Origin of the sequence: Gordonia hankookensis (assembly GCF_014673215.1) — a bacterium.
GTDB lineage: Bacteria > Actinomycetota > Actinomycetes > Mycobacteriales > Mycobacteriaceae > Gordonia > Gordonia hankookensis.
In genome coordinates this window covers 135,846-157,795 of sequence record NZ_JACWMS010000003.1, presented here as the reverse complement: position 1 = coordinate 157,795, position 21,950 = coordinate 135,846, and the positions used below count along the sequence as shown (strand labels likewise).

16 protein-coding genes and 1 riboswitch are annotated in these 21,950 nt (G+C 67.1%); of the genes, 8 read left to right on the top strand and 8 right to left on the bottom strand.

Annotated elements, in window-relative coordinates; genetic code table 11:
- The first annotated feature begins 79 nt into the window (after positions 1-79).
- Positions 80-502 carry a pyridoxamine 5'-phosphate oxidase family protein gene (locus IDF66_RS15180; protein WP_164308450.1) on the top strand — a complete coding sequence of 141 codons (423 nt, stop codon included), beginning with the start codon at positions 80-82 and terminating at the stop codon, positions 500-502.
- 46 nt (positions 503-548) lie between these two features.
- Here IDF66_RS15180 and IDF66_RS15175 read toward each other — a convergent pair whose 3' ends face one another.
- Positions 549-1,346: an Fpg/Nei family DNA glycosylase gene (locus IDF66_RS15175; RefSeq protein ID WP_190267602.1), complete on the bottom strand. Its 798-nt coding sequence runs from the start codon at positions 1,344-1,346 to the stop codon at positions 549-551.
- Positions 1,339-5,982, bottom strand: coding sequence for an ATP-dependent helicase (locus IDF66_RS15170; RefSeq protein ID WP_190267601.1), 4,644 nt, complete (start codon positions 5,980-5,982; stop codon positions 1,339-1,341). The genes IDF66_RS15175 and IDF66_RS15170 overlap by 8 nt, the downstream gene beginning before the upstream one ends.
- Positions 5,983-6,045: 63 nt before the next feature.
- Positions 6,046-6,123: riboswitch (cobalamin riboswitch) on the top strand.
- Positions 6,124-6,234: 111 nt separating this feature from the next.
- On the opposite strand from IDF66_RS15170, the gene IDF66_RS15165 reads away from it, so the two are divergent.
- Genes IDF66_RS15165 through IDF66_RS15155 form a run of 3 tightly spaced genes read left to right on the top strand, consistent with a single transcriptional unit; the run spans position 6,235 to position 7,832 of the window.
- Entirely contained in the window at positions 6,235-6,459 is a 225-nt protein-coding gene (locus IDF66_RS15165) for a CbtB domain-containing protein (RefSeq protein ID WP_190267600.1), read from the top strand.
- Between the two features lie 29 nt (positions 6,460-6,488).
- Positions 6,489-7,316: a CbtA family protein gene (locus IDF66_RS15160; RefSeq protein WP_190267599.1), complete on the top strand. Its 828-nt coding sequence runs from the start codon at positions 6,489-6,491 to the stop codon at positions 7,314-7,316.
- Positions 7,317-7,325: 9 nt separating this feature from the next.
- Positions 7,326-7,832 carry a histidine phosphatase family protein gene (locus IDF66_RS15155; protein WP_190267598.1) on the top strand — a complete coding sequence of 169 codons (507 nt, stop codon included), beginning with the start codon at positions 7,326-7,328 and terminating at the stop codon, positions 7,830-7,832.
- Between the two features lie 206 nt (positions 7,833-8,038).
- Here the strand turns inward: IDF66_RS15155 and IDF66_RS15150 are convergent, their stop codons facing one another.
- Positions 8,039-8,641, bottom strand: a complete 603-nt coding sequence (locus IDF66_RS15150; RefSeq protein WP_190267597.1) for a nitroreductase family protein — start codon at positions 8,639-8,641, stop codon at positions 8,039-8,041.
- A 114-nt stretch (positions 8,642-8,755) separates the two neighbouring features.
- On the opposite strand from IDF66_RS15150, the gene IDF66_RS15145 reads away from it, so the two are divergent.
- A complete protein-coding gene (locus IDF66_RS15145; protein ID WP_190267596.1) occupies positions 8,756-9,982 on the top strand; it encodes an acyl-CoA dehydrogenase family protein in 1,227 nt (408 codons plus the stop codon).
- 25 nt (positions 9,983-10,007) lie between these two features.
- Here IDF66_RS15145 and IDF66_RS15140 read toward each other — a convergent pair whose 3' ends face one another.
- From IDF66_RS15140 to IDF66_RS15120, 5 genes are all read right to left on the bottom strand, one after another.
- The gene (locus tag IDF66_RS15140) at positions 10,008-12,779 is read right to left on the bottom strand and encodes a molybdopterin-dependent oxidoreductase (RefSeq protein ID WP_190267595.1); all 2,772 of its coding nucleotides are present in this window, start codon (positions 12,777-12,779) and stop codon (positions 10,008-10,010) included.
- Complete coding sequence (locus IDF66_RS15135) at positions 12,776-13,594, bottom strand: FAD binding domain-containing protein (protein WP_190267594.1); 819 nt, start codon at positions 13,592-13,594, stop codon at positions 12,776-12,778. The genes IDF66_RS15140 and IDF66_RS15135 overlap by 4 nt, the downstream gene beginning before the upstream one ends.
- Positions 13,594-14,943, bottom strand: coding sequence for an 8-oxoguanine deaminase (locus tag IDF66_RS15130; RefSeq protein WP_190268024.1), 1,350 nt, complete (start codon positions 14,941-14,943; stop codon positions 13,594-13,596). Before IDF66_RS15130 ends, IDF66_RS15135 begins: the two co-directional genes overlap by 1 nt.
- Positions 14,944-15,045: 102 nt before the next feature.
- Positions 15,046-16,515, bottom strand: coding sequence for an MFS transporter (locus IDF66_RS15125; protein ID WP_190267593.1), 1,470 nt, complete (start codon positions 16,513-16,515; stop codon positions 15,046-15,048).
- Positions 16,516-16,613: 98 nt separating this feature from the next.
- Positions 16,614-18,068, bottom strand: coding sequence for a short-chain fatty acyl-CoA regulator family protein (locus IDF66_RS15120; protein ID WP_190267592.1), 1,455 nt, complete (start codon positions 18,066-18,068; stop codon positions 16,614-16,616).
- A gap of 118 nt (positions 18,069-18,186) precedes the next feature.
- Here IDF66_RS15120 and prpD point away from each other — a divergent pair, with 118 nt between their 5' ends.
- Genes prpD through IDF66_RS15105 form a run of 3 tightly spaced genes read left to right on the top strand, consistent with a single transcriptional unit; the run spans position 18,187 to position 21,763 of the window.
- The gene (gene prpD / locus IDF66_RS15115; RefSeq protein WP_190267591.1) at positions 18,187-19,689 is read left to right on the top strand and encodes a 2-methylcitrate dehydratase PrpD; all 1,503 of its coding nucleotides are present in this window, start codon (positions 18,187-18,189) and stop codon (positions 19,687-19,689) included.
- Positions 19,689-20,627, top strand: a complete 939-nt coding sequence (gene prpB, locus IDF66_RS15110; protein WP_190267590.1) for a methylisocitrate lyase — start codon at positions 19,689-19,691, stop codon at positions 20,625-20,627. The genes prpD and prpB overlap by 1 nt, the downstream gene beginning before the upstream one ends.
- The gene (locus tag IDF66_RS15105; protein ID WP_190267589.1) at positions 20,624-21,763 is read left to right on the top strand and encodes a bifunctional 2-methylcitrate synthase/citrate synthase; all 1,140 of its coding nucleotides are present in this window, start codon (positions 20,624-20,626) and stop codon (positions 21,761-21,763) included. Before prpB ends, IDF66_RS15105 begins: the two co-directional genes overlap by 4 nt.
- Positions 21,764-21,950: the final 187 nt, after the last annotated feature.

Genomic DNA, 21,950 nt, shown 5'->3' with positions numbered 1-21,950 from the left:
GATCGCCGAAGTCGGGACCTTCGGCACTGTCGGCCCATGTGTTCCGGAGGAACAATGGGTTATGACAGAAGGACGGATCATGGTCGACAACGTCGTGCAGGTGCTCACCGACGACGAGGCCTGGGAACTTCTCGCAACCGTCGCGCTCGGCCGAATCGCGTTGAGCGTCAACGGTCAGCCGGACATCTTCCCGGTCAACTTCCACGCCGGTGAGGGACGGATCGTCTTCCGCACGGGAGAGGGCACCAAGCTCTCCGAGATCGCGGTCAACGAGAACGTCGCCTTCGAAGCCGACGACCACACCGCACTGAGGGGTTGGAGCATCGTCGCAAAAGGTGCTGCACGCGTGTTGGTGTCGACTCATGACATCGCCGCCGCCGACGAATTGCCCTTGCGCCCGTGGATACCCACGATCAAGTACAACTACGTCGAGATCTCGGTCGACGAGATCAGCGGCCGGCGCTTTCTGTTCGGTCCTGAGCCGGAACGGTATCCGGTCTGAATCGGGGGCGGGTACCGCTCGCCACAGGACCACCGTCGCGATCTCGTCAGGTCTGACAGCCTGGGCAGAAGTAGATCACGCGATCATCGCCGATCGAGCCGAGTTGACCTCGCTCGATCGGCGTTCTGCATCGTCGGCACAGTTGCCCTCGTCGGCCGTACACCCACAGCCGCGCACTCGCCGCGGTCTGTCCGGTGGTGGTGCGGGCGGTGCGTGATCGGTTGGCCCACAACAAGCGTCTGCTCAGATCGACTGTCGCGGGCACATCGACATCTCGCACATCGCGCGTAGGCAATGTCCCGCGTAGGAAACAGATCTCGCTGCGATAGACGTTGCCGATGCCGGCCAGCAGACGTTGGTTCAGCAACGCGGTGCCGATCGGATCGTCGGGACGTTGTTCGATTCGGCGGACCGCTTCGTCCCGATCCCAGTCGAGGGCGAGCAGATCGGGTCCGAGGTGGCCGAGCGCCGCTTCCGGATCGTCGGACAGCTCGAGGATGCCGAGGTCGAATCCCACGGCCTCGGCGTCGTCGGTTCGCAGGACGACGCGCGCCTGGAAACCCGGTCGTCGCCATCGGCGGCCGACCGGGTACACGTGCCAGGCACCTTCCATCTTCAGGTGTGAATGGATGCTCACCGCACCGACATCCGGCCGTCGCTCGTCGGGGCCCGCGACATCGATCAGCAGATGTTTTCCTCTCGATCGGACCGCGACGACGATGCGGCCGGACAGATCGGTGGTCGCGAGCCGTGGAACACGGAACTGCGTATACGACAACCGCTTGCCCGCCAGAGCCGTTCGAAGCGCAGTGGCGGTCGCGAAGACGGTGTCACCTTCAGGCATGCTGCCCGTAGCGCATCCGGAGGCCGCGTGGCGTCGTCGCGAACCCGGCGGCCGTCAGGATGCGCGCGAAGTCGGATCGTAGCGCCGGCTGTGAATCGACCTGGTCGATCATCAAGCGGGACATGCGCCCTGATCGTATGAGGGCGGCCAGGGCATCTGCCGCCGACTCCAGCGCGGACGTCGAATCGCTGAACGTCAGGAGGGTCTTGCCGCCGCGCTCGACGAAGACGACGAGCGCGCCGTCGACCAGCACCACGAGGGCGCCAGGCTTGCGACCGGGACGGTGACCCACGTCCTCAGAGGTCGACGACGGCCATGGCAGCGCGGCGCCGAATGGATTCGCCGGGTCGTTCGACGCCAGCACGATGGCGGACTTCTCGCTGCCGCGGTCGACGAGTGCGTGCCGCCGCAGGTCGTCGACCGTGGCGGGCGATGCGAACTGTGCCCCACCGAGACCGTCGACGTAGTAACCGCGCCGAACCTGGCCGTTGTCCTCGAACACGGTGAGGGCCTTGTAGATCCGGGCGAATCCTCCGGTGACATTCTCGCTCGCGACACTGCCTCGGGTGATGACGCCGTACCTGGCCAGGAGCTGCTCGCAGGTTGCCTGAGTGGCCACGGTGGGGTCGGGCTCGTGCCGTTCGAGTGCAAACCACCGTCCACTCGCCGTCGGGGGAACCGCGCGCCCGATCGATTGCTCCGCGAGATAGCGCGTGGACAGGCGCTGCGCCCGTAGGCGTGGAGCGCGGCCGCGCGAACGGTGTGCTGGTGTCGATCTCGATGCCGACGCGGTGCGCCTCGGTTGGATCAATGCACGTACCGGTGCGAACGAGTCGTTGCTGATCCGGCCCGACCAGACCAGATCCCACAGCACGGTCTCCACCTCGGCAGCGGGTACCGGTGAGGTGGAGTCGGTGCTCACGGTGTCGGCCACCTGAGCGAACCGAAGGGCACCGCCGGGCTCGAGAGCATGGGCGACGCGGGTCATCAGCGCGGTGGTGTCGATCTCGTCGGGCGGTGGCAGCGTCAGCGGCGCCACGTCGGCGGGGTGCAGTGCGACCCAACCGTCCGAATTGCCGATGCGGCCGTGCCCGGACCAGATCACCTCACCCGCGCTGAGCAGCTCGTCGAGCATCGCCGGCTGGTAGTCCCGGATCCGAGCCGGCAGGACCAGGGATTCCCAGGCGGACGCCGGGAGTGGAAATCCGGCCAGCTGGTCGATGACCGTCAGCACACCGTCGACACCGCCGAGCTGATCGTCGGCTGTGGTGTGTTGCCAGGACGCCAGGAACCGTGCCAGGACCTCGACGTCGACTGGGGCCACCTCGGCTCGGCTCGCCGCCAGGGAACCACGCCGGATCTGACCGAGTACGTCGGCGTGACACCACTGCGTGACCCGCTGACCGCCCGACGGTTCGCCGTCCGGGAGGAAGTCTCCCTCGACAACCCGCCGGTCGGCGGCCAGCCGGACCAGCGTGTCCCGGACCACTCCGATGGCCATACCCAAAGTCTGCGCGGCCTCGGCGACGGTGAACGGTCCGTGGGTGCGGGCGTATCGGCCGACCAGGTCGCCGACCGGGTCCGGCACGGGCTCGAGGTAGGCGGCCGGGATGCCCATCGGGGCCGGTACGCCGAGGGCGTCGCGAAGTCGTGCGGTGTCGTCTATCGCCGCCCACAATGGCCGCCCACCGTGATTGACGGAGATGATCTGCCCGGTCCGATGCAGGTCGGTGAGGTGTGCGAGGGCCGGATCGTCGCCCCGGTAGCGATCGGTGACCTCCTCGGTGCTCAACGGGCCGAGCCAGCGCAGGAGATCGACGATGTCCTCGGCGTCGCGGGCCTGCCGGTCGGGGGACAGACGCTGCAGCCGTGCGGTGACCTCGGCGATGACCGCGGGGTCGAGGAGTTCGCGGAGATCGACCCGCCCGAGCAGTTGGGCCAGCAGGCTGGTGTCCAGCGAGAGGGCTGCCGCGCGCCGCTCGGCGAGTGGGGCATCGTCGGCGTACATGAACGCACCCACGTACCCGAACAGCATCGACGCGGCGAAGGGTGACGGGCTGGCGGTCTCGGTTTCGACGACCCGGATCCGGCGCCGGCGGATCCGGGTGAGCAGGTCGACGAGGGCCGGCAGGTCGTAGACGTCCTGGAGGCATTCGCGCACCGCTTCCAGGACGATCGGGAAGTCGGGGAACTTCGATGCGACGGAGAGCAACTGGGCGCTGCGCTGACGCTGTTGCCACAGCGGTGCGCGCCGTCCCGGGTCTCGCCGCGGGAGCAGCAGCGCCCGCGCCGCGCATTCGCGGAACCGGGAGGCGAACATCGACGAGTCGGCGAGGGCATCGGTGACGAGTTGTTCGATGTCGTCCGGGTCGACGACGAAGACACCGGTCCCGGGCGGATCGTCGTCGGTGTCGGGCAGACGCACGATGATGCCGTCGTCGGATGCCGTGGTCGCACCTTCGATGCCCAGGGTGTTCTGCAGACGTGCCGAAATCGCGCTCGCCCACGGTGCATGGACGCGTAATCCGTAGGGGGAGTGCAGGATCAGACGCCAGTCGCCGAGTTCGTCGCGGAACCGCTCGACGACGAGTGTGCGGTCGGTCGGAAGGTGGCCGGTGGCCTCTTTCTGTTCGCTGATCAGCGCGGCCAGGTTGTCGCGCGCGAAGTCGGTGAGACCGAGGCGTGCCGCGTGCTCGGCGAGGGTGTCGGGATCGGCGACGGCTCCGGTGAAATTGCCGATGGCGGCACCGAGTTCGGCGGGCCGGCCGACGGTGTCGCCGATCCAGAACGGGAGACGGCCTGGCTGACCGTAGGCGGGGGACACGAGAACGCGATCGTGGGTGATGTCCTCGATCCGCCAACTCGTCGCACCGAGTGCGAAGACGTCGCCCACACGCGACTCGTAGACCATCTCCTCGTCGAGTTCGCCCACCCGGGTGGACTTCTCGGCCTGCATCGGGCCCGTTCCCTGCGCCCCCACCATGAAGACCCCGAACATTCCGCGGTCGGGGATCGAACCACCGGATGTGACGGCGAGTCGCTGCGCGCCGCGGCGGCCCACGAGAGTGCCCGCCTCGCGATCCCACGTCACCCGCGGACGCAACTCGGCGAACTCGTCCGACGGGAACCTCCCGGCGATCAGGTCGAGGGTGGCGTCGAAGACCTGTCGGCCGAGTTCGCGATAGGGCGCGGCACGGCGGACCACCTCGAACCAGTGGTCGACGTCGAGATCGTCGATCGCGGCGGCGGCGATCGTCTGCTGCGCCAGGATGTCGAGGGGGTTCTGCGGGACCCGGAGCTCCTCGATCGCGCCGTCGAGCATCCGCTCGACGGTGACAGTGCAGTGGATGAGATCGGTGCGATGCTTGGGATACAGCACACCCTGCGAGATCTCGCCGACCTGATGTCCCGCGCGGCCGATGCGCTGCAGCCCGTTGGCGACCGACGGCGGCGCCTCGACCTGGATGACGAGGTCGACGGCGCCCATGTCGATGCCGAGTTCGAGTGAACTGGTGGCCACCACGCACGCGAGCCGCCCGGCTTTGAGGTCGTCCTCGATCTGCGCGCGCTGCTCCTTGCTGACGGAGCCGTGATGCGCGCGCGCGAGAGTCGGCGCGGAGCCCGCGCTCGCTCCGCTGGCCATGACGAATGCAGGAGCGCCGCCTGCGACGCGCGCATTCGGCGGCGGTGTCCCGTCGGTGGTGCCGGTGCGCTCGGCGCGGATCTCGTTGAGACGGGCGGTGAGGCGTTCGGCGAGCCGTCGCGAGTTGGCGAACACGATCGTCGCGCGATTCTTCTCGATCAGATCGACGATCGACGTCTCGACATACGGCCACAGTGAGCCGGCGGTGGGGGAGAACGCGTCGTCGAGCTCGTCGGCGGTCTCGGGCGCCGGGATGTTCGCCATGTCGGCGACCGGGACGTCGACACGCAGATCGAAGGTCTTGGTGGCGGCGGGCTTCACCACCCGGCACGGTGCCGCGCCACTGAGGAAGCCGGCGACCACCTCGGGCGGTCGGACCGTTGCAGACAGCCCGATGCGCTGTGCGGGTTTCTCGAGGAGTTCGTCGAGACGCTCGAGGGTCAATGCGAGATGGGTGCCGCGTTTGGTTGCCGCGACGGCATGGACCTCGTCGACGATCACGGCATCGACATCGGTCAGCGTCTCGCGAGCGGCCGACGTCAGCATCAGGTAGAGCGATTCGGGGGTGGTGATCAGGATGTCCGGTGGCGTCTTGATCAACGATCGGCGTTGGGCCGGGGAGGTGTCACCCGAGCGCACCCCGACCGTGATGGATGGCTCGGGCAGGTCGAGCTCCTGGGCAGCCCGGGTCATCCCGGTGAGCGGTGCCCGCAGATTGCGCTCGACGTCGACCGCCAGCGCCTTGAGTGGCGAGATGTACACGACGCGGGTGCCGTGCCTGCGGTCGGGCTCCGCGGCCAGCCGATCGAGAGCCCAGAGGAAGGCGGACAGTGTCTTGCCGGACCCGGTCGGCGCGATGACCAGTGTGTTGTCGCCGTCGGCGATGGACGACCAGGCACCCGACTGGGCCGCCGTCGGAGCGTCGAAGGCGCCGGTGAACCACCGCCGGGTCGGGGCGGTGAAGCGGTCGAGGACGGGGGCCTTGCGGGGCACATTGCCATCATCCCTCACGTCACCGACAGGACCGGGTATACAGTCTTCTCACACCAGTGCGTGGGGAATCCGGTGGGAATCCGGAGCGGTCGCGCCGCTGTGATCCCGGCTTGCCAGACATGCCGGGAGAGCCAGAATGCCGGGCATTGGTGGAGTTCGTTTCGACAACCCGATCGGGACAACCCGTTTGGGAACGTACCGTTTGGGACAACACGAAGTGGGACGCGAAATCCCCGGGAAAGGACCACCCGTATGACTGCCTCGACGCAGACGACAACAAAGGCCCGATCGCTGGCCGTTCCGGATCTCTCGGTGGCGAGCGCCGCGATGTGGCTCAGCCTGACCGTGCTGCTCGCCGGTCTCGCCTATTACTTCCTGGGTTACGACCAGGGCGCGGTGTCGGTGTTCGGGTCCGACACCCATGTCCACGAGTTCGTGCACGACGCCAGGCACTTCCTCGGCTTCCCCTGCCACTGAGCGAGAACGGACAGGGGAGACAACCACACATGGAGAAGAAATTCATCGGCGCAGGCCTGTTGTCGGGTCTGATCGCCGGAATCGTCGCGTACGTGTTCGCCCGGCTGTTCATCGAGCCGCAGGTCGCCAAGGCGATCGATTACGAAGAAGGACGCTCGCACGCCGAGGAGATGCTCGCGGGCGAGCACGGCGCACACGAGCACGGAGAGGTCTTCACCCGTTCGATCCAGGAGAACATCGGTGCCGGGGTCGGTACGGTGGTCTTCGCGGTCTGCATGGGTGCGTTCTTCGCGGTCGCGTTCACGATTCTGTGGGCCTACATGGGACGCCATTACCCGGCAACCGATCCTCGCGTGACGGCCGGCGCACTCGGCGTGATCGGGTTCGTCGCCGTGTTCGGGGTGCCGTTCTTCGCCTACCCGGCCAATCCACCCGCCGTCGGCAACGATGACACGATCGGCGCGCGCAGCGGCGCGTTCCTCGCGATCACCCTGCTGTCACTCGCGTTCGCGATCGCCGCGGTGGTGCTCGCATTGTGGCTGCGTCCGCGACTGGGCGGTCTGCTGTCGGGAGTTGCCGCCACGGTCGGCTACCTCGTGGCGGTGACGATCACCGTCGCCGTGCTGCCAGAGTTCGACGAGGTGCCGGGCCCGGTCGCCAACGATTCGGGACAGATCATGTTCCCCGGCTTCCCGGGCGACGTGATCGGCGATTTCCGGGTCTACACGATCGCCAATCAGGTCGTCCTGTGGACCGTGCTGACGGTGGTGTTCGCGGTGATCCTCGGGCGTCTCGCCCGCCCCGCAGCGACTGCGGATGTGACGACCGGCGACAAGATCGTCGCCGAGCAGGGCTGACACCGGACAGTGCTGGTCATCACCGCCGGCCGCACCGGCCCCAACCGATCGGTGCGGTTCGGCGGTGATCTGTCTCTGGACGACGGGGGGCGAAGAACCGTCTCGGCCCTCGCCGCGACGATCGCCGACGACATACCAACTGCGATCGGCGTGCCCTGCGGGCCCGAGGTCGCGCCGCGCGAATCGTGCGAGATCCTCGGCGTCGGTGCCGCTGTCGAGGTCCGGCTGCGCACAGTGGACTTCGGGGTGTGGTCCGGCTTGACCCCCGAGGATGTTCCACCCGCCGAACTGGCGGCGTGGTTCACCGATCTCGGTGCATGCCCGCACGGCGGCGAGACGGTCGTCGACTTCGTCGCACGGATCCACCAGTGGCGCGCGGAGCAACCGCCCACCACGATGTGCGTGGTGTCGATGCCGGTGGCACAGGCGTTGCTCGCCGAGCACGCGGATGATTTCTTCGCCGTCGAGGTGCGGCCGGCTGCGGCATACCGGACGACATCGGTGGTCGATCAGTGACCGGAGCGTTCGCCGCGGCGAACGCCGACGGGTTCAGAGCTGGTGGAGAACTCCGCGGAGGTACCAAAGGAACGAAATCGCGATTGCGTACCTAGACATCCGCAGGCACTCCTGACACAGTGATCATCAAGAAACTGAAACGTGTTCCGATGAACACCGGCTCCGGGGGTATTTCGATGTTCGAGTGGCCGAATGGTCGTTGAGACTCACCCCTCGGCTGTGCTCTCGTCGGGCGATTCGGCCCGAACCCAGACGACATCGCGGCGGGTGCGTCGCGATCTCGATCCCGGAAGTGATCCTGCGATGTCATGGGCGGCGACACCAAAGGCGCTCATCGACGTGACGTCCATGTGGGTGGGCACCTCGAACTCGCGGGCGATGGCGTCCCGGTCGAAGGCGCGGAACTGTCGAACGGCCAGTCCGAGTGCCAACGCCTGCATGGTCATGTGGGCGACTGCCTGTCCGAGGTCGTATTGCGAGAACTCGGAATACTGCCACTCGGGGGAGTCCGCCACCCGCGCATGCGCCAGATTGACGACGAGCAGCGACGCATCAGCCGCCCACCGAGTCGAACTCGGCGCCAGCAGCGGCATCAGTCTGCGGTGCACCACGTCGTCGCGCAGCGCGGCAATGAACGACCACGGTTGGGAGTTGCCGGCCGACGGTGCCAGTCTGGCCGCATCGAGCAGCAGATCCACCTGGCGTTCCGTCATCGTCGACCGTGGGTCAAAAGCCTGCGGGCTGAACCTGCCGGTGAGTGCGGGATGCAGTTCACCCGGGTCATCGGGCGGGGAGCATGTCGTCACCATGGCGACCAGTATCCCGGGCGTCGACGGTTCTGTTGTATCCGCCTTTCACCATGGTCAGCGCACCAGGTTGTCAGATAATTCGCAGGCGAAAGCCGTCACCCGTGAGGAGATGTGATGTACGAGTGGTCCGAAGAAGATGTGATGGTCCGAGATGCGTTGCGTGCGTTCATCGACAAAGAGATCAAGCCGCACATCGACGAGCTCGAGACCGGCCAGCTGCCGCCCTATGACATCACCCGCAAACTGCTTTCCACCTTCGGTGTCGACGCCATGGCGAAGGAAGCCCTGGAGAAGGAGCTCGAGGCCGAGGCGAACGGTGAGAAGAAGTCGTCCGGCGGGGGCGGCGGGAACATGTCGAGCTCGACGTTCATGATCCTCAACATCGAACTGGCCGGTGTCTGCCTGGGCCTGGTGGGGTCGATGGGTGTGAGCATGGGCCTCACCGCATCGACCATCCGCAGCAAGGGAACCCTGGCGCAGAAGAAGCGCTGGCTGCCCGAACTCGTCACGATGGAGAAGGTCGGCGCGTGGGCGATCACCGAGCCCGATTCGGGGTCGGATGCGCTGGGCGGCATGAAGACGAGCGTCAAACGCGACGGCGACGACTACGTTCTCAAAGGCCAGAAGACGTTCATCACCAACGGTCCGTACGCCGACACGATCGTGGTGTTCGCCAAGCTCGACGAGGGCGACGACACCCCAGTCCGTGATCGCAAGGTGCTCTCGTTCGTCCTCGACAAGGGCATGCCCGGGCTCACCCAGGGCAAGGCGTTCAAGAAGATGGGCATGATGAGTTCGCCCACCGGCGAACTGTTCTTCGACAACGTGCGGCTCGGCAAGGACCGGCTCCTCGGCGAGACCGAGGACACCGGATCGGACACCCGAGGCGGCGAAGGGGCGAAGGCCGGGTTCACCGCCGAGCGTGTCGGCATCGCCGCGTTGTCGCTGGGGATCATCAACGAATGTCAGCGGCTGTCGCTCGATTACGCGAAGAACCGCACGCTCTGGGGCCAGGAGATCGGTCAGTTCCAGCTCATCCAGCTGAAGCTGGCGGAGATGGAAATCGCGCGGATCAATGTGCAGAACATGCTCTTCAACGCCATCGAACGGACCAACGCCGGAAAGCCCTTGTCGCTGCCCGAGGCGTCGGCGATGAAGCTCTACTCCTCGCGTGCCGCCACCGAGGTGGCGATGGAGGCGGTCCAGCTGTTCGGCGGCAACGGGTACATGGCCGAGTACCGTGTGGAACAGCTTGCGCGCGATGCCAAGTCGCTGATGATCTACGCAGGCAGCAACGAGATCCAGGTGACCCACGTCGCCAAGGGGTTGTTGCGCGCCTGACCGCGTCGGGGCCGGGGCCCGGCACTCAGTCCTGCATCAGTCGCCACACGCGATCGCGGGACATCGGCAACTCGTGGGGGCGCACGCCGATCGCCCGACGGATCGCGTTCGCCAGTGCCGGGGCCACCGGGTTGTAGGGCGACTCGCTCATCGACTTCGCGCCGAAAGGCCCGAGGTCGTCGGAGGTCTCGGCGAAATAGACCTCCGTGGTGGGGATGTCGGCCATCTGCGGAACCCGGTAGTTCCGGAAGACCGGCGTCAGCGGGACACCGTGACCGTCGAGCACGATCTCCTCGTACAGCGACGAGCCGATGGCCTGCGCGACACCGCCTTCCACCTGGCCGATGCACTGCTGAGGATTCATCACGGTGCCGGCGTCGGCGGACTGGACCGACTGCAGGATCTCGACGGCGCCGGTCTCGGTGTTCACTGCCACACGGAATGCGTGCACGTTGAACGCGATCGACCGCAGGTCGCCGTTCTCCACGCCGGTCGCTACGATCCGGTCGTCGACGCGTGATTCGTCGTCGACGGCGTCGATCAACTCGCGGAACGAGATCAGGCGTTCGCCCGCCATCGCCCCGTCGGGGGTCAGGACCACGCGATCCGGCTCGTCGCCGACGACCTCGGCGGCTGCACCGATCAGCTTCTCGCGCAGCGAGATACACGCTGCGTGGAGTGCCTTTCCCGCGACGGTGATGCCAGCCGAGGCGAACGCACCCGTGTCGTAGTCGGCGGCGTCGGTATCGCCGTGGCTCAACCGGATCCGGTCGGGCGTGGTGTCCAGCGCCGTCGCCGCGATCTGCGTGTGGACGGTGGTGGTGCCGTTGCCGAACTCGGATGTGCCGATCCCGACGTGATAGTCGCCCTCGGCGTCCACGCCGATCCGCACCCGCGAGATGTGACCGCGCGGTGCCATGGTGGCGATGGCGGCCAACGCCATCCCTTCTCCGACACGCCAATGCGGTCCCGGCGGTGGCGCAGTGCCGTTGCCACGGTCCAACGCCGATTGCGCGAGGTCGAGACACTGGTCGAGACCGTAACTGCCGTACACCAGGTCGGGTTCGGGCTCGGGATGGGTGATGAGGAGTGGATCGCCGTCGGCCACGGCGTTGCGGCGGCGCAACTCGAAGGGGTCGATGTCGAGAGAGATCGCGAGTTCGTCGAGCGCGCTCTCCACCGCGAAGATCACCTGCCCGAGCCCGTAGCCGCGGAAGGCTCCCGACGGCGGGTTGTTGGTGTAGACGACCTCCGCATCGACCCGCTTGACCGGGCAGTTGTAGACCGAGATCGACTCGGCGCATGCATGGAACATGACCCCGATCGCATGATTTCCGTATGCGCCGGTGTCGGAGAGGACATCGATCTTCAGTGCGGTCAGTCGTCCGTCGGTGTCAGCCCCCAGGTCGACCGCCACGCGGAACGGGTGACGATAGGTGGTGCGGGTCATCTCGTCGGTACGGCTCATCTCGTAGCCGCAGGGTCGGCCGGTGCGCAGCACGGCGAGCGCGACGAGATCCTCGGTGAGGAGTTCCTGTTTGCCGCCGAACCCGCCGCCGACGCGGGCCGTGAAGACCCGAATCCGGTCGACGTCGAGATCGAGGAGGTGTGCCAGTTCGTCGCGCACGAGGAACGGGACCTGGCTGCTGGTCCGGATCACCAGACGTCCGTCGTCGTCGAGCAGGCCGATGCTGCCGTGTGTCTCGAGTTGCGCGTGCGAGACCCGGGCCGTCGACCAGCTGCCCGAGACCGTCACCGCCGAGCGGGCCAGAGCGTCATCGACATCGCCTCCGAACCCGTGATGGAAGTCGGCAATCGTGTTCCGGTCCGCATGGTTCACGCGATCGAGCGCGGTGCGCTCGGGATGGATGCGCGGCGCGCCCGGTTGCCTGGCCTCCTCGGGATCGAAGACCGCAGGCAACTCCTCGTAGGTCACCTCGATCAACCGGCACGCGTGCTCCGCGGCCGCTGCGGTGTCGGCGACGACCGCGGCGACCCGCTGTCCGACGAATCGGACCACCGGGTCGAGGATCAGTGTGTCGTCGGGGTCGTCCTCACGGTGCTCGTGCCGGGCCGTGGAGAACCGTCTGCCGGATACGTTCTCGTGGGTGAGGATGAGTGCGACGCCCTCCACTCGCTCGGCTGCCGAGACGTCGATCGACGCGATGCGGGCGTGGGGGACAGGCGATCCGAGGACTCTCAGGTAGGTCATCCCGGGAACCGCGACGTCGAAGGTGTAGGGCTCGGTACCGGTGACTACTCGTCGCGCCGCAGGCGGGTTGACCGATTGGCCGACGCTGCCGGTCGCAGATACCGGAGTGCTGTCGGCTGGATTCGTGTTGCTGTCGGCGGGCGTTCGGTTGCCGTCGGCGAGGCCTTGGCTGATGGCGGCGCGGATGGCCCGGTAGCCGGTGCACCGGCACAGATTGCCCTTCATCTTCCGGGGCAGGTCGGCGAGGTCGTCGGGACGCAGTGTGGAGGCCGTGACGACCATTCCCGCCGTGCAGAATCCGCATTGGAAACCGAAGTTGTCGATGAAGGACTGCTGCATCGGATGCAGATCGTCTGGCGTGCCGAGTCCGGACGCCGTGGTCACCGAACGGTTCTCCACTCGCTGCGCCGGATAGATGCAGGAATGGACCGGGGTGTCGTCGACGAGCACCGAGCAGGCTCCGCAGTCGCCTGCGTCGCAGCCCTTCTTCACCTCGAAATGCGCGGTGTCACGCAGCAGGGTGCGCAGACACTGGCCCGGCCGCGGCTGCGCCTGATGCTCGGCCCCGTTCACCGAGAACCTCATCGGGTGACCCCGTCCGCGAGTTCGGTCCGGATCTCCTCTGCCAGAACGACCGACACTGCACGTCGCCAATCGGCCGCGCCGAGCGGATCGGTGTAGTAGGCGTCGACGGCAGAGACGTCCCGACGCAACCGGGCCGCCCACGGCGGTGACGGATAGCGCAGGACGACCGGGCGAGTGGTGGCCGCGGTGATCCCGATGACCACCGAGTCGTCCTGGTCGATGCGACCGGTGACCACCGCGCCCGACCGTCCGAGTTCTGCCAAGGCGATCTTGCGGAATGCGGTGGTCGCGCGCATCGAGGATCCCGGGATGTCGACGGCGCGAAGTACTTCGCCGTCGGCGAGTAGGGTGGTGCCGTTGCCGGTGACGAACTCGGCGGCCGGGATTCGACGATCGTTGCCGTCGGGGCACCAGATCTCGGCGACGCCGTCGAGTCCGGCGGTGAGCGAGACCATCGCGGCCGCCGCATAGGCGCGACAGATGTTGCCACCGACGGTGGCCACGTTCCAGATCTTGAACGACGCCAGCAGGGCATTCGCGCATGCGCCGAACAACGGTTGCGCCCGCCATCCCGAACGTGCGGGCAGTGCGGCGAGTTCGGCGATGGTGCAGGTGGCTCCGATCCGGAGTCCGCCGTCGGGAAGCTCTTCCAGCGCAGGCCATTCCATCTCCGACAGGTCCACGATGCCCGAGGCATCCACCTGTGGCTCGGAGAAGAACCAGGTACCACCGGCGACCAGCCTCTCGCCGGGGGCCAGATGCAGGTCCTCGCGTGCACGGGCGTGGCGATAACCGGTGATCGTGTTGAGATCCATCAGGACGCCTTGTCGATCAGGCGACGATGCTCCCTGGCCACCTCGGCGGCGACGGCGTCGGTGTCGACGGTGAGCATGGTGCCGTCGCCGACGATCCGTCGCCCGTTCACCCAGGTGCCGATGATCGGCGGGACGGCGCCGAGGACCAGCGCGGCAACCGGGTCGTCGATGCCACTGTGCGCCACCGACGACAGGTCCCACAGCACGAGATCGGCCAGCTTGCCGACCTCGATCGAGCCGGTGTCGTCGGCCCGGCCGAGCACCCGTGCACCACCGATGGTCGCCAGCTCGATGGCGGTCCGGGTGGTGAGCGCCGTGGGGCCGCCCCGAGCGCGTGCCATGAGGACCGCCTGGTGGGCCTCCTCGAGCAGTCGGCACGACTCGTTGGACGCCGCCCCGTCGACGCCGAGACCGACCGGGACACCGGCATCGACGAGGTCGCGGGTGCGGCAGATGCGATTGCCCAGACGAGCATTGGAAGTGGGGCAGTGGGCGACCCCGGTGGACGTCGCGGCCAGACGCTCGATCTCGTCGTCATCGAATTCGACCCCGTGCGCGAACCACACGTCGTCGCCGACCCAGCCGACCGACTCCATGTATTGCAGTGGAGTGCAACCGAAGTGCTCGTCGCAGTAGGTGTTCTCGTCGAGGGACTCGGCGAGATGGGTGTGCATCCGGACCCCGAGTTCGCGGGCCAGCAGCGCCGATTCGCGAAGCAGGTCCGTGGTCACCGAGAACGGTGAGCACGGTGCGAGCGCGATACGCAGCATGGCGTCGGCGGAGGGATCATGCCACCGGGACACCGCATCGGCGCTGTCCGAAAGGATGTCGTCGAGGCCCTGCACCACCGAATCCGGCGGTAGTCCGCCGTCCTTCTCCGACAGGTCCATCGATCCACGGGTGGGATGGAATCGCAGCCCGATGGTCCGTGCCGCGTCGATCTCGGCGCCGAGTAGATCACCGCCGTCGGCGGGGAACACGTAGTGGTGGTCGGTGGTGGTCGTGCAGCCGGACAGCGCGAGCGAGGTGAGGCCGCCGAGCGCGGCGGTGCGCACCGCGTTCTCGTCGATCCCGGCCCAGATCGGATACAGCGTGGTCAGCCACTCGAACAGGGTGTGGTCGGCGGCGAGACCGCGGGTGATCCACTGATAGAGATGGTGGTGTGTGTTGACCAGCCCCGGCGTGAGAACGTGTCCGCGCCCGTCGATCCGGACGGCGTCGTCGGGCAGCGACGCCGGACGCTCGCCGACCGAGACGATGCGTTCGCCGTCGATCAGTACCGACGCCTGCGGCAGTTCACGACGTGCGCCGTCGACGGTGATGACATGCGCGTTCTCGATCAGGGTCATGGGCGGCCGGGAACGAGGTGCGCGGGGCGAGGCGCTGCTGGGGGACACTCGCGACACGCTACGACGCTTGTGTCACAGCCGCATGTCGAGTGAACCCCACGGTCAGACCTCCTCGACGAACAGCGGGCGGCTGGGCGGGATGGCCAGTGCCAGTGCGGCGGCCAGCGCGCAGGCGCCGAGCGAGATCGCCGACGCCCAGAGGTAGCCGCCCTCTGCGGGCACCGTGACGGAGCCGCCGTCCGGACCGGCGACGGTGATCATCGACCACGTCAGGATCATGCCGACCACGGCCGCCGACGTCGAGGTCCCGACCACGCGCATGAGCGCGTTCACCCCGTTCGCCTCGCCGGTCTGCTCGACGCGAACGGCGCGCATGATCAGGGCGGGCATCGCCGAATACGCGATTCCGAGACCCGCGCCGATCAGGCAGGCGACGATCAGCATGACCCACCACGCCAGCTCCCATGATCCGGCGATGGCGATGATGAACACCACATAACCGACCCCGATGACCGCCCCGCCGGTGGCCAGCGAGACCCGTGGGCCGAACGCGCGGGTGAGGTGGGCGCTGACGTGTGAGAACACGAACATCAGCAGGCCGCTCGGCGCCAGCACCAGACTCGCCGTGAGCATGTCGAGCCCCAGGCCGTTCGGGCTCGACGACGGCGCCATCAACAACTGGATGGGGATCAGCTGCATCGAATAGAACGCGAACCCGGTCGCCACCGATGCGATGTTGGTCAGCAGCACGGGTCGTTCGACGGCGAGGGAGAGGTCGATCAGCGGATTCGTTCGGCGGCGTTCGACGATCCACCATCCGATGGCCGCCGCGACAAACGCGACGAGGAGTCCGACGGTGAGCGGGTCGCCCCATCCCCACACCGAGCCCTTCGACAAAGGGAGGAGCAGACAGCTGAGAATCGTGGCGAGGCCGAGAGCGCCGAAGAGATCGAAGCGTCCGCCGGTGCGAGAGCGGGATTGTGGGACGGTGAACGCGATACCCACCCCCGCTGTGACAGCGGCGGCGGCGCACGCCCAGAACAGTGCGTGCCAGCTGACGTGCTGGGCGATGGCCGCGGCGAACGGCAGGCCGAGGGCGCCCCCGACGCCGAGTGAGGCGCTCATGGTGCCGACCGACGATCCGAGATGTCGTGGCGGCACGATGTCGCGCATGACGCTGATACCCAGGGCGATGGTTCCGAAGCCCAGGCCCTGCAACGCGCGCCCGATGAGGAAGGGGAGCAGCGAGGCCGACAGCGCGCACACGACCGATCCGAGTGCCACACAGCCCATGCTCGCCAGGAGCATGACGCGCTTTCCGTACATGTCGCCGAGCCTTCCGCCGATCGGCGTGATCACCGCGCCGACGAGCAGTGTGATGGTCAGTGCCCACGAGGTGTCGGACGGGGCGGCGTCCAGCAGGACCGGCAGTTGTGGGATCAACGGCACGATGATCGTCTGCATCAGGGCGACGACGATCCCGGCGGCGCAGAGGACGGTCACGGCGAGCCGCGGATGGGCCTCCGGGACGGCGGGTGGCGAGCCGGTCTGTTCATCCACCGGTCTGCTCATCGCACTCACGCTTCACGCACCTCCGATGGCTACGCTATCGACCCGCACCCAATCGGAGAAATCGGATATGTCACCCTTGACACGCTCAGGGGCGTCGATCAGTCCGAGACCGGGCGATACGGCACCGAGTCGCTGACGCGCGGATCGACGTGGATCGGCCGTCCGATCTGTGGGAACGCCCGCTGTGGGCAGGCCGGGCGGTCGCAGACCTTGCACCCGGCGCCGATCGGGATCACCGTGCGGGGGGCCGCGAGGCTGACGCCGGTCGAGTAGACGAGCCGATCGGCATGTGCGACGTCGCACCCCAGTCCTATCGCGAAACTCTTGTGCGGCGTCAGGAAACCATCGTGTTCCGAGGTCGTGCGCGCGAGCCAGAAATACGAGCGACCGTCGGGCATGGATGACATCTGGGTGACGATTCGTCCGGGGGTGGCGAAGGCGTCGTGGACCACCCATAGGGGGCAGCTCCCGCCGACGCGTGAGAAGTGAAATGCGGTTGCGGACTGTCGTTTCGAGATGTTCCCGGCACGATCTACGCGCACGAGGATGAACGGGATTCCGCGACTGCCGGGGCGCTGCAATGTCGAGAGTCGGTGACACACGGTCTCGAACCCGACCTCGAAGCCCAGGCTCAGCAACTCGACGTCGTAGTGAGCCGATTCGGCCGCGCGCCGGAATTTCTCGTACGGCAGAAGCAGGGCACCGGCGAAATAGTTCGCCAGGCCGATGCGGGCAACGGGGATCGATTCAGGACTCAGGTCGTCGGCACCGGCGACGAGCTCGTCGATCACCTCGGTCTGGGTGAGCAGCGCGAGCTGGGTCGCGAGCTGAAATGCGCGTTGCCCCGCGCTGAGCCGCCCGGCCAGGTGGATCACCCGCTCACCCGGATCGAACCGGCGCTTCGGGGTGCGGGAGCGGGCCCCGAGGTCGGCGTCGTGGGTGATCGCCACGCGGATCCGGTGATCGCGGGCGAGGAGTTCGGCGAGTTGCAGATCGAGCCCGCCGATCGACAGCTCGTTGTCGGCGAAGATGCCCTCGGCGGCTTCGTCGAGCACGTCGATGTGGTTGCGCCGGTCGTAGAAGAAGTCCCGGACCTCCTCGAAGGGCATGGGCGTCGACGACGCGCGCCCGGGTTCGCCGGACGCGTGCGCCCGATACGTCTCCAGTTCGTTGTCGGCCGCGGTCAATCGGCGGTGCAGGTTGACCAGCGTGGTGCCGATCGAGGGCATCCGCGCGACCAACTCGGCGATCTCCGCTCGGCTCACGTCCGGCGTGTCGGGCTGTGCTGCCAGGACGTCGGCCAGATCCGCGACGAGCCGGGCGTCACCGTCGGAGGCGAAATAATCGGCGTCCAGGTCGAACTCGCGACTCAGCGTCAGCAGTACCGATACGGTGATCGGCCGCTGATCGTTCTCCAACTGGTTCACATAGCTCGTGGAGAGGTCGATCCGCCGTGCGAGCGCCGCCTGGGAGAGTCCGCGCTCGTCGCGGAGCCGCCGCAGCCGCGCACCGACGAACAGTCGCCGGGCTGAGCTCGTCGAAGCCTTGGCCATGGGCAGAGCCTACCGCGCCCCGTGTTCACAACATTCGCAGAGAAGTGTTTCTGCATCCGCAAGAATACGCCTGTGCCAGGCCTTTTCTCGAAGTGTGAGGCCTGCATACAGTGCGAATATGATCAAACATCGCGTGCGTACCCACCGCAGTTCCGAGCACTTCCCGCAGAGCGAGCACCTGGCGCAGAAGATCGCCGAGATCGCCACGGACCCGGTCGCGGTGCCCGCGGACACACGCGAGATGGTGATCAATCGCGTCATCGACAACGCCGCGGTGAGCGCGGCGTCGGTGATCCGGCGCCCGGTCACCTCCGCCCGGCGCCAGGCGCAGGGTCATCCGGCCACACCCGGCGCGACAGTCTTCGGCATCGACGGCACTTACTCCCCGGAGTGGGCGGCGTGGGCGAACGGCGTCGCCGTGCGCGAACTGGATTTCCACGACACCTTCCTGGCGGCCGAGTACTCCCACCCGGGCGACAATATCCCCGCACTGGTGGCCGTCGCGCAGCACGTCGGTGCGAGCGGAACAGACCTCATCCGCGGACTCGCCACCGCCTACGAGGTCCAGATCGACCTGGTGCGCGGAATGTGCTTGCACGAACACAAGATCGATCATGTCGCTCACCTCGGACCATCGGTCGCAGCGGGCCTCGGCACCATGCTCGGCCTCGACGAGGAGACGATCTACCAAGCTGTCGGGCAGGCGCTGCACCTGACCACAGCCACCCGCCAGTCCCGCAAGGGGCTGATCTCGAGTTGGAAGGCCTATGCGCCGGCACACGCCGGCAAGATCGCCGTGGAGGCGGTGGATCGTGCGATGCGCGGCGAAAGTGCGCCGGCTCCGATCTGGGAAGGCGAGGACGGGGTGATCGCGTGGCTGCTCGGCGGCCCCGATGCCGCGTACACAATCGGCCTGCCCGCTCCGGGCGAGCCCAAGCGCGCGATCCTGGACAGCTACACCAAGGAACACTCGGCCGAATATCAGAGCCAGGCGGCGATCGACCTCGCACGCCGCATGCGGGACAAGATCTCCGACCTCGACGCGATCGAGTCCATCGTGCTGCACACCAGCCATCACACCCATGTCGTGATCGGTACGGGTTCCGGTGACCCGCAGAAATTCGATCCGTCCGCGAGTCGCGAGACCCTCGACCACTCGGTGATGTACATCTTCGCGGTCGCCCTGCAGGACGGCTCCTGGGATCACGAGAAGTCCTACGCGCCCGAGCGCGCCAACCGGGCGGACACGATCGATCTGTGGCGCAAGATCTCCACGGTCGAGGAGCCGGAGTGGACCCGTCGCTACCACTCCGCCGACCCGGCCGAGAAGGCGTTCGGCGCCAAGGCGGTCATCACCCTGCGCGACGGGGAGGTCATCACCGACGAGCTCGCCGTCGCCGATGCCCACCCGCTCGGCACCCGGCCGTTCGGTCGTGACCAGTACGTCGCCAAGTTCCGCTCCATGGCCTATGGCGTCGTCGAACCCGGCGAGCAGGATCGGTTCCTCTCGGCCGCAGCGCAACTGGCCGACATCCGGGCGGGCGGACTGTCCGCTCTCAACACACTGGTCCGTCCGGTGGTCCTGGACCAGGCGCCGCAGACCGGGGCGGGGCTGTTCTGATGTCGCTGTTCTCCTCCGCCATTTCCGACACGGAGAAACGTCGGATCCTTCGGGCCGGTCTCGAGTCGGGGACACTCCAGCGTTGGCCGGGAGCATTCTCACCACTGGTGGCGAAACTGATCGCAGAGGTCGGCTTCGAGGGTATCTACGTGTCCGGTGCGGTGCTCTCGGCCGACTTGGGGCTGCCCGACATCGGGCTGACTACCCTGACCGAGGTCGCCACCCGGGGCGGGTCGATCGCCCGGGCCACCGATCTGCCGACCCTCGTCGACGCCGACACCGGTTTCGGCGAGCCGATGAGTGCGGCCCGGACCGTCGCGACGCTCGAGGATGCCGGGTCGGCCGGGTGTCACCTGGAAGATCAGGTGAACCCGAAACGCTGTGGGCACCTCGACGGCAAGGCCGTCGTACCGGTCGACGACATGCTCAGACGACTTGCGGCCGCGGTGTCGGCGCGACGTGACCCGGAGTTCGTCATCTGCGCGCGCACCGACGCCCGAGCCGTCGAGGGTATCGACGCGGCGATCGAGCGCGCCAAGCGGTACGCCGACGCCGGCGCGGACCTGATCTTCACCGAGGCGCTGGCCGACCTCGGCGACTTCGAACGTTTCCGCAAGGCGGTCGACGTGCCATTGCTGGCGAATATGACCGAGTTCGGCAAATCGGAATTGCTGACCTCCGATCAACTCCGCGACGTCGGGTACAACGCGGTGATCTACCCGGTCACGACATTTCGGATCGCCATGGGGGCCGTGGAGCGAGGATTGCGCGAAATCGATTCGGCCGGTACGCAATCCGGACTTCTCGACGATATGCAGCACCGGAGCAGGCTCTATGAGCTGCTGCGCTACGCCGACTACAACGACTTGGACACCGATTTGTTCAACTGGCCGGATTCGACCCACGCCGGGAGCGAGACAACGGGAGCGCAGCAATGACGATGTCCGAAGCGAGCGACGCGCCGACCATCCACAAAGGGCTCGCCGGCGTCGTCGTCGACACGACGGCCATCTCCAAGGTCGTGCCCGAGACGAACTCGTTGACCTACCGGGGCTATGCGGTCCAGGACCTGGCCGAGCGGTGCAGCTTCGAACAGGTGGCGCATCTGCTCTGGCACGGGGAGTTGCCGACCGTGGCCGAGCTCGCTGTGCTCGCCCAGCGTGAGCGTGCGAGCCGACGTATCGATCGGTCGACTCAGGCTCTGCTGCAGCGCATTCCGGAGACCTGTCACCCGATGGACGTGGTCCGTACCGCGATCAGCTACCTTGGCGCGGAAGATCCGGATGAGGACGTGAGCAGCCCGGCGGCGAACGTCGAGAAATCGCTGCGCATGTTCGCCGTCCTGCCCACGATCGTGGCCGCGGACATGCGTCGACGTCGGGGCCTCGACCCGATCGCCCCACATCACGGACTCGGATACTGCGAGAACTTCCTGAACATGTGTTTCGGGGAGGTTCCGGATCCGGTGATCGTGCGGGCGTTCGAGAAATCGATGGTGCTCTACGCCGAACACAGCTTCAACGCCTCGACTTTCGCCGCACGTGTGGTCACCTCCACTCAGTCCGACACCTACAGTGCGGTCACCGCGGCTATCGGTGCGCTCAAGGGTTCGCTGCACGGCGGTGCCAACGAAGCTGTCATGTACGACATGATCGAGATCGACCGACCGGAGCGGGCTCGCACGTGGCTCAACGCCAAGCTCGACGCCAAGGACAAGGTCATGGGCTTCGGCCACCGTGTATACAAAAACGGCGATTCGCGGGTGCCGACGATGAAGCAGGCGTTGCTGGATGTTTCCGAGCTCACCGGCTACAGCCGTTGGTGCGAGATCTATATCGAGCTCGAGGCGGCGATGGCCGAACGCACCGGCATCAAGCCGAACCTCGATTTCCCCACCGGCCCCACATATCACCTGATGGGCTTCGACATCGCCTCGTTCACGCCGATCTTCGTCATGAGCCGGATCACCGGGTGGACGGCGCACATCATGGAACAGGTGGCGGCCAACGCGCTGATCCGCCCGTTGAGCCAGTACTCGGGTCCACCCCAGCGGGCGGTCGGGCAGGTCTGCTGAGGCGCGCGTTCGACGCCTCGCCACACCCGAGCGTTCGGTCGGGATGTTGCCGAGAACGCACAGGTCAGCGGCATTCTTGTGAGATCTGTGGCGCGAGGTGCCGTCGCCGCGCTGTGTCGTGGGCGCCGTGTCGCTGTGATGTCCGCACCAGTAATCTGAGAGCACCCCAGCGTGTAACCCGTGCGGC

Excerpts from the sequence above, each read along its gene's own strand:
- IDF66_RS15180 (WP_164308450.1), top strand. The coding sequence starts at position 80 with ATGGTCGACAACGTCGTGCAGGTGCTCACCGACGACGAGGCCTGGGAA.
- IDF66_RS15175 (WP_190267602.1), bottom strand. The coding sequence starts at position 1,346 with ATGCCTGAAGGTGACACCGTCTTCGCGACCGCCACTGCGCTTCGAACG.
- IDF66_RS15165 (WP_190267600.1), top strand. The coding sequence starts at position 6,235 with ATGACTGCCTCGACGCAGACGACAACAAAGGCCCGATCGCTGGCCGTT.
- IDF66_RS15160 (WP_190267599.1), top strand. The coding sequence starts at position 6,489 with ATGGAGAAGAAATTCATCGGCGCAGGCCTGTTGTCGGGTCTGATCGCC.
- IDF66_RS15150 (WP_190267597.1), bottom strand. The coding sequence starts at position 8,641 with ATGGTGACGACATGCTCCCCGCCCGATGACCCGGGTGAACTGCATCCC.
- IDF66_RS15145 (WP_190267596.1), top strand. The coding sequence starts at position 8,756 with ATGTACGAGTGGTCCGAAGAAGATGTGATGGTCCGAGATGCGTTGCGT.
- IDF66_RS15140 (WP_190267595.1), bottom strand. The coding sequence starts at position 12,779 with ATGAGGTTCTCGGTGAACGGGGCCGAGCATCAGGCGCAGCCGCGGCCG.
- IDF66_RS15135 (WP_190267594.1), bottom strand. The coding sequence starts at position 13,594 with ATGGATCTCAACACGATCACCGGTTATCGCCACGCCCGTGCACGCGAG.
- IDF66_RS15130 (WP_190268024.1), bottom strand. The coding sequence starts at position 14,943 with ATGACCCTGATCGAGAACGCGCATGTCATCACCGTCGACGGCGCACGT.
- IDF66_RS15125 (WP_190267593.1), bottom strand. The coding sequence starts at position 16,515 with ATGAGCAGACCGGTGGATGAACAGACCGGCTCGCCACCCGCCGTCCCG.
- IDF66_RS15120 (WP_190267592.1), bottom strand. The coding sequence starts at position 18,068 with ATGGCCAAGGCTTCGACGAGCTCAGCCCGGCGACTGTTCGTCGGTGCG.
- prpD (WP_190267591.1), top strand. The coding sequence starts at position 18,187 with ATGATCAAACATCGCGTGCGTACCCACCGCAGTTCCGAGCACTTCCCG.
- prpB (WP_190267590.1), top strand. The coding sequence starts at position 19,689 with ATGTCGCTGTTCTCCTCCGCCATTTCCGACACGGAGAAACGTCGGATC.
- IDF66_RS15105 (WP_190267589.1), top strand. The coding sequence starts at position 20,624 with ATGACGATGTCCGAAGCGAGCGACGCGCCGACCATCCACAAAGGGCTC.